The sequence below is a fragment of the Burkholderia sp. genome, assembly GCF_018375725.1.
Taxonomy (GTDB): Bacteria; Pseudomonadota; Gammaproteobacteria; order Burkholderiales; family Burkholderiaceae; genus Burkholderia.
In genome coordinates this window covers 1-7,120 of sequence record NZ_JAHACR010000229.1, presented here as the reverse complement: position 1 = coordinate 7,120, position 7,120 = coordinate 1, and the positions used below count along the sequence as shown (strand labels likewise).

At 65.9% G+C, this 7,120-nt stretch carries 7 protein-coding genes; all 7 read left to right on the top strand.

Going from position 1 to position 7,120, the window contains the following annotated elements:
• A partial coding sequence (locus KH616_RS19105) for a zinc ribbon domain-containing protein (RefSeq protein WP_292249707.1) occupies window positions 1-684 on the top strand: 684 nt, incomplete at its 5' end.
• Window positions 685-817: 133 nt separating this feature from the next.
• The gene (locus KH616_RS19100; RefSeq protein ID WP_292249706.1) at window positions 818-1,840 is read left to right on the top strand and encodes a VTT domain-containing protein; all 1,023 of its coding nucleotides are present in this window, start codon (window positions 818-820) and stop codon (window positions 1,838-1,840) included.
• A 130-nt stretch (window positions 1,841-1,970) separates the two neighbouring features.
• Window positions 1,971-2,213, top strand: a complete 243-nt coding sequence (locus KH616_RS19095) for a hypothetical protein (RefSeq protein WP_292249705.1) — start codon at window positions 1,971-1,973, stop codon at window positions 2,211-2,213.
• A gap of 106 nt (window positions 2,214-2,319) precedes the next feature.
• A complete protein-coding gene (locus tag KH616_RS19090) occupies window positions 2,320-3,708 on the top strand; it encodes an amino acid permease (protein ID WP_292249704.1) in 1,389 nt (462 codons plus the stop codon).
• Between the two features lie 252 nt (window positions 3,709-3,960).
• Entirely contained in the window at window positions 3,961-4,896 is a 936-nt protein-coding gene (locus KH616_RS19085; RefSeq protein ID WP_292249703.1) for a universal stress protein, read from the top strand.
• A 377-nt stretch (window positions 4,897-5,273) separates the two neighbouring features.
• Window positions 5,274-5,522, top strand: coding sequence for a DUF3562 domain-containing protein (locus tag KH616_RS19080; RefSeq protein WP_292249702.1), 249 nt, complete (start codon window positions 5,274-5,276; stop codon window positions 5,520-5,522).
• Window positions 5,523-5,720: 198 nt separating this feature from the next.
• Window positions 5,721-7,120: methyl-accepting chemotaxis protein (locus KH616_RS19075; protein ID WP_292249701.1), on the top strand; the 1,400-nt coding region annotated here is incomplete at its 3' end.

Below are 7,120 nucleotides of genomic sequence, written 5' to 3'. Positions count from 1 at the left end.
CAGCGCCAGCGCGACGCGCAACAGCGCATCGGCGCGCTGAAGCAGGCCGCGCAGTCGCTCGACCGGGAACGCACCGCGACCCGGGGGGCGCTGGCCGATCTCGAGCAGCAGGCCGAGACCCGCTATGAGGCGGCGCAGCGCAAGCTGGAACTGCGCGTGTTCGGCGTCCGGCTGCTGTTTACGCTGCCACTCCTGCTGATCGCCGGCTGGCTGTTCGCGAAGCAGCGCGGCAGCCGCTACTGGCCGTTCGTGTGGGGCTTCATCTTCTTCGCGCTGTTTGCGTTCTTCGTCGAGCTCGTGCCGTATCTGCCGAGCTACGGCGGCTACGTGCGATATCTCGTCGTCATCGTGCTGACGGTCTCGGTGGGGCAGTATGCGATCCGCGCGCTGTCCCGCTATCTCGAGCAGAAACGCAAGGAAGAACAGCAGCCCGATCTGTCGCGGCGCGAGTCGATCGACTTCGTGACCGCATACGCCCGTATCGTGAAGAAGATCTGCCCCGGTTGCGAGCGGCCGCTCGATACCGCCGATCCGAATGCGAATTTCTGCCCGCATTGCGGCATGGGTGTGTTCAATGCGTGCGAACGTTGCCATACTCGCAAGAATGCGTTCAGCCGGTTCTGCCCGTCATGCGGAACGTCGGCCACGCATGCGCCGGGCCGCGCGGACGCGCCGGCTGCGTAACATGCCGGTCAACTCAGTCCGTGTAAAATGCGCGTCTTGCCGCCCCTGACAAGGGAAGGGCCGCTGTGATCGTTGCGCGGCCGATCGACACCCATGCGCCGATGCGGCCCGCATGTCATCCAGGAGCGCCGCCGTGTGGCATTTTCCCATCGCGATTCCCTCGTCGCTCGGCCCGTGGGCCGTGTTCGTGAGCGTGCTGATCACGCAGCTCGGCGTGCCTGTGCCCGCCGTGCCGATGCTGATCCTCGCCGGGACGATGGCGGCGATGGGCCAGGCGTCCTACCCGGCCCTGTTCGCAGCAGCCATCGGTGCGACGATGTTGGCGGATTCGCTGTGGTTCTACATGGGCCGCACCCGCGGGCGGCGGCTCCTCAATGGTCTCGTGCGTTTCTCGTTGTCGCTCGATACGACGCTGCGCTTCGCGCGCAATCTATTCGAACGCTACGGCGCGCCGCTGCTCGTGCTCGCCAAATTCCTGCCGGGGCTCGGCCTCGTGTCCGCGCCGCTGCTCGGCACGACCGCGATCGGCGTGGGCGTGTTCCTGCTGTGGGATCTCGCCGGTGCGTCGCTCTGGGCGGGATTCTGGCTGATCGGCGGGGCCGCGGTGCATGACGAGATCGTCCAGTTCGTGCTGTGGGTGCGGGCCAGCGGCGGGACGATCCTCGATGCGTTCCTCGCGATCTTCATCACGTTCGTGCTCTACCGTTGGGTGCGGCGCGTCCAGTTCCATCGCTGGCTGGCGAAGATGCGCATCTCGCCGCCGCAGCTTGCCGAGATGATGCAATCCAGCAATCCGCCGCTGATCTTCGATGCGCGCCCGCGCGCCGTGCGCGAACGCGAAGCGTACCGGATCGCCGGCGCCGTGCCGCTCGATCTCGATTCCCCCGAGCTGATCGACCCGGAGGTATTGAAGCGGCCGATCGTCGTGTACTGCGTGTGCCCGAACGAGGCGACGGCGAAGCGCATCGTGAGCAAGCTGCACCGGAAGAATATCCATCACGTCAGGGCGCTCAAGGGCGGTCTCGACGCGTGGGAAAAACACGGCTATCCGGTCGAGCCGATGCCCGCGAATCTCGACGCGTCGCGCTTCTTTGTCCCGCGCGAGCACGGCAAGATGGCGGGCGAGTACACGGTGCGCGCGACCGTCTCCAAATAAGCCCGCGGCGGCCGGATCGAAGCGCCGGTTCCGTTCTGAACCGGGATCGGGCGATTCGGATTGTCCTGGCCAGCCAGAATCGACTGGCGCGAATCGTCCGATCATTCTTATAATCGCGCCTGCATATTGCGTGCGCACGGTTGGATTGCGCACATTCGAGGCGCGGCGTGCCGTGCCGAAACCGGTTGAATTCCCGTCGAACGACGCCGCAGGCGCTCCGGCAACGCGCGTCGGCGTGCGCCATGCTTGCCGCACCGGCTTGTCGCGGCGTCCGCGCATTCGGTTTTCCGGATTATTTCCGGAAATCGACATCATGCGTATCGATTTCAAACGAAAATGCGCAATATCCGTTTTATTTCCCATCCGGAAATAAGCGGGGGAAGTGCTGTCGGTTTCGGCGGCCGGAATCGGCCAGGATGCGTCGCGCGCTGATATCGACAGGATGACGGCGGCCGCTCCAGGGCCGCCAGGAGACGCAAGTGAGAAAAGAAGAAGACCAGCTCCATCGCGGGCTGGAAGAGCGGCACATCAATCTGATGGCGCTCGGCGCGACGATCGGCGTGGGCCTGTTTCTCGGCTCGGCGACCGCGATCCGCACCGCCGGCCCGGCCATTCTGCTGACCTACCTGCTGGGCGGCATCGTGATTTTCCTGATCATGCGCGCGCTGGGCGAAATGGCGATCACCAATCCCGTCGCGGGCGCGTTCAGCCGCTATGCGCGCGATTACCTCGGCCCGTTCGCCGGCTATCTGACCGGCTGGACCTACTGGTTTGTCTGGATCGTCACCTGCATGGCCGAGATTACCGCGGTCGCCGTCTACATGCACATGTGGTTCCCAGACGTGCCGAACTGGATCTGGGTGTTCATTTCGCTCGCGATGATGGGCGCGGTGAATTTCATCGCGGTCAAGCTGTACGGCGAATTCGAGTTCTGGTTCGCGCTGATCAAGATCGTCACGATCGTGCTGATGATCATCGGCGGCGGCCTGATGATCACGCTCGGGCTCGGCAACGGCGGCGTCGCGACCGGCATCTCGAACCTCTGGGCGCACGGCGGCTTCATGCCCCACGGATTGTCCGGCGTGATCGGCGCACTACCGATCGTGATGTTCGCGTACCTCGGCGTCGAGATGCTCGGCCTGACGGCGGGCGAGGCGCGCAACCCGGAAAAATCGCTGACCAAGGCAGTGAACTCGGTGTTCTGGCGCGTGCTGATCTTCTACATCGGCGCGCTGTTCGTGATCATGTCGATCTATCCGTGGGATCAGATCGGCACGCAGGGCAGCCCGTTCGTGATGACGTTCTCGCGTCTCGGCATTCCGGCCGCTGCCGGGATCATCAACTTCGTCGTGTTGACGGCCGCGCTGTCGTCGTGCAACAGCGGCCTGTTCAGCACCGCGCGGATGCTCTACAACCTCGCGCAGCAAGGCCAGGCGCCGCGCGTGCTGGGCCGCGTGAACCGCAACGGCGTGCCGGTCTACGGCGTGGCGGTGTCGGTCGCGCTGCTGCTCATCGGCGTGCTGCTGAACTATCTGGCGCCCCAGCACTTGTTCACGTGGCTGACGTCGGTGTCGACGTTCGGCGCGATCTGGACCTGGTGCGTGATCCTGATCGCGCAGCTGCGCTTCCGCCGCACGCTCTCGGCCGGGCAGGTCGCGCGGCTGCCGATCCGCATGCCGTTCTATCCGCTCGGTTCGTATGCCGCGCTCGCGGTGCTCGCGCTCGTCGTCTTGCTGATGGCGCTCACGCCCGATACGCGCGTTGCGCTCGTCATCGGTCCCGTATGGATCGCGCTGCTGGGCGTCGCTTATGCATGCTTCTACGCGAATCGTCCCGTGACGCCGGTGTCGGCGAAGTCGTCGACGTAATAACGCCTCAGGCGCGCCGCCCGGGCGGCGCGCTGTCCCTGCGTGACCTCGGCCAGCGGGCCGGCGTCGCGCGGCCGGCCCGCTTGATCTCGATCATGGCATGGCGGAACCGGCGTTCTATCCTGTTCGCATCGCACGTCCGCGCTTCGCGCAGCCGCATGCCGATGCGCAAGCCCGCCGCATTTCGCCCTCGCGCGAAGCGCCCGGCGTCCTCCCTCGCGGACGACGCGCCTGACCGGAGCCCTCTTCGCCATGCAGACCGACCTCCCATCCCAGCCGATCGCCCGCATCGCGCTTGCCGTCGATTCGACGCCCGAATCGCAGTGCGCCGCGCGGTACGTTCGAACGCTGGTGCGTCCCGGCATGCAGGTACGCATTGTCAGTGTCATCGACAATCCGCGGCTGATGTTGCCCGATATTCCGAGGGTCGACGCGTTGCTTGCCTCCGCGCGCAGCGAAATGACGCACGACGCGCAGGCCGTGCTCGACCGCGTCGTGCCGCTGTTCGCGGATTCCGGCGCGCAGATCGAGCACGGCATCGTCGATGCGTCGGTCGCGGGTGGCACGATCGCCAATGCGCTCGTCGAGGATGCCGCCGCGTGGCATGCCGACATGCTCGTCGTCGGTACGCGCGCGCACCACGGTCTGATGCGGCTGGTCGAAGGGGCGGTGCCGGAGACGCTGACGAAGCGCGCGCGCTGTGCGTTGCTGATCGTGCCCGGGAATTACGACCGGGCGCTCGACACACCGCCGCAGCGGATGATGTTCGCGGTCGACGGCAGCGAACCTTCGCTGCATGCGGTACGGTTCGGCATCGCGCTGGCCACGCCGACCACGCTGCTGTACGCGGCCTATGTCGTGGACCGGGCGGTACGTCTGACGGATATCGTGCCGGTGCGCGCGCTCGAGGACGCGTACCGGACGGAAGGCGAGGGCGCGCTGAACATCGCCGGCGAACTGTTCGACGGGCGCGACAACCCGACCGAGCGCGCGATACTCGAAACGCATCCGACGAGCGACGATGTCGCGCATACGCTGATGCGCGAGGCGGTGCACTGGCAGGCGGACATGCTGGTCGTCGGCACGCATGGACGGCGCGGGCTGGCAGGATGGCTGCTCGGCAGTGTCGCGCGCCGGGTCGCGCATATCGCGCAGGTGCCGGTGCTGCTCGTGCGAAATGGGGGCTGACCGGTGAGCAGGATGCCGCAACGCCGACCACAGGCGCGCATGCGTTTTCAGCGAACGGTACACAGGCGGCGATGCTTGACGAGTCGTTTCGGCGAGTCTAAGTTTCCCAACACGCCGGAGCCGATGCGCGTCAATTCCATCGGCGGACACCGGCGCCGCGCCTTCGGGGAGGCGCGTCATTTCGTCGTATCGTCGGTGCAAAAGCGCTGTGCATCGAACCATTCGCTTCCGGTCCGGCCACGGATCACGACGCCCCGCCGCGGGCGCTCATTGACGTAGCGCAAACGTGCGACAGCGTATCGCGTGCCGCTTCGTCTCCATGTATTTACGCTTCGAATACCGCCACTTTCCTTGTTTCGGCCGAAAGGAGTACGTCGATGTCACGGGACAGTTTGTTCGAGTCGCTGGTACAAGCCGCCGCCAGCCGCTCGATCGGGGAAAACCAGTTGCGCGCCATGCTCGAGGACGAAGTGCGCGCGCTTTCCGCCGATGCGCGCGTGCATGACTACATTCGCGTGTTCGCGATCCGTCGGCTGCGCGAACGGATGCTGTCGGACGATTTCGCAAGCCATGCTCCGCCCGGTCACCCGACCGTTGAACCCGTTCATGCGAGCCATGGTGCCTGACGGCGCTTCGCCGCGGCTGATGCGGCAGGATCGGCCGGATCCTTTGCCCGATCCCGGGCGGATCCTGATCGACACGCAAGGCACTCAATCGGACCCCGTTTAATCTGGCAACGCCGCCCTCAAGAAAGCGCACTTCGCGCCGTTTACTTCGTGAATTCCTTCCACAGGGCGTTCGCGCTCCCTTACCGAGTCGTTGCCATGTTCTCGTCCATTCGCGCACGCATCCTTGCCGCGTGCGTTGCCATCGTCGCGTTTGCGCTCATCGCCAGCACCCTGATCAACTATTTTGTCGCCAAGTCGTACAACGACGACGCGATCGACCGGAATCTCACGTCTGTCGCAAATGGCCACGTCGTCGGCATCGGCGACTGGGTCGCCTCGAAGAGCCGGATGATCGCGTCCCTGCAGGATGCGGCGCTGTCGCCCGATCCGCTGCCCGCATTCAAGCAGATTGCCGCGGCAGGCGGGTTCGTCAACGTCTATGCCGGCTACGCCGACAAGGCGTTCCGGTTTTCCGATCCGACCGGCATCCCGGCCGACTACGATCCGACCGGCCGGCCGTGGTACAAGCAGGCCGCCCAGGCCGGCAAGCCGGTCGTCACGCCGCCTTATATCGACGCGGGCAGCGGCAATCTCGTGGTCACGTTCGCCGTGCCGGTCATCCGCGACGGCGGGGTGAAGGCCGTCGTGTCCGGCGATGTCGCGATGGACAGCGTGATCGCGAACGTCAAGTCGATTCATCCGACGCCGGCCAGCTTCGGCATGCTGATCGACAGCAGCGGCCATATCGTCGCGCACCCCGATTCGAAGCTGACGCTCAAGCCGGTGGCGGACGTCGCACCGGATCTCGGCGGCATCAATCCGGCCTCATTGGCAACTGCCGCCGCGCCGGTCGAAGTGCGCGTCGGCGGAGACGCGAATCTGGTCCGTGCGCAGCCAGTGCCGGGCACCGACTGGTTCGCGGTCGTCGCGCTCGACAAATCCGATGCGACGGCAGGCATGCGTTCGCTGCTCTCCGCCTCGCTGGTGACGCTCGTCGTGATCGTCGGCATCGCCTCGCTGATCATCGGCGCGCTCACGACCACCGCGTTTCGCCGTCTGTCACAGGTTCGTCAGGCGATGGCGGCGATCGGTTCCGGTAGCGGCGACCTGACGCAGCGCCTGCCGGCAGACGGCCGCGACGAAGTCGCCGATATCGCCCGCTCGTTCAACGCCTTCGTCGACAAGTTGCAACACGTGATGCTGCAGATCCGCGACGCGAGCGAATCGGTGCGCACCGCCGCGAACGAGATTGCGGCCGGCAACCTCGACCTGTCGTCGCGTACCGAATCGGCGGCGGCGAGCCTCGAGGAGACGGCTGCATCGATGGAGGAGATCACCGCGACGGTCGGACAGTCGGCCTCGGCGGCCGGCCAGGCCGACGAGCGCGCGGCGGCGGCGTCGAAGATCGCGTCACACGGCGGCGTGGTGGTCGCGGACGTGGTGGCGACGATGGAAAAGATCGAGGAAGCGTCCGGACGGATCGGCGACATCATCGGTGTCATCGACGGCATCGCGTTCCAGACCAACATTCTCGCGCTGAACGCCGCCGTCGAAGC

Bases quoted from the DNA above. Each gene is read 5' to 3' on its own strand.
- KH616_RS19085 (WP_292249703.1), top strand. From the start codon at position 3,961: ATGCAGACCGACCTCCCATCCCAGCCGATCGCCCGCATCGCGCTTGCC.
- KH616_RS19080 (WP_292249702.1), top strand. From the start codon at position 5,274: ATGTCACGGGACAGTTTGTTCGAGTCGCTGGTACAAGCCGCCGCCAGC.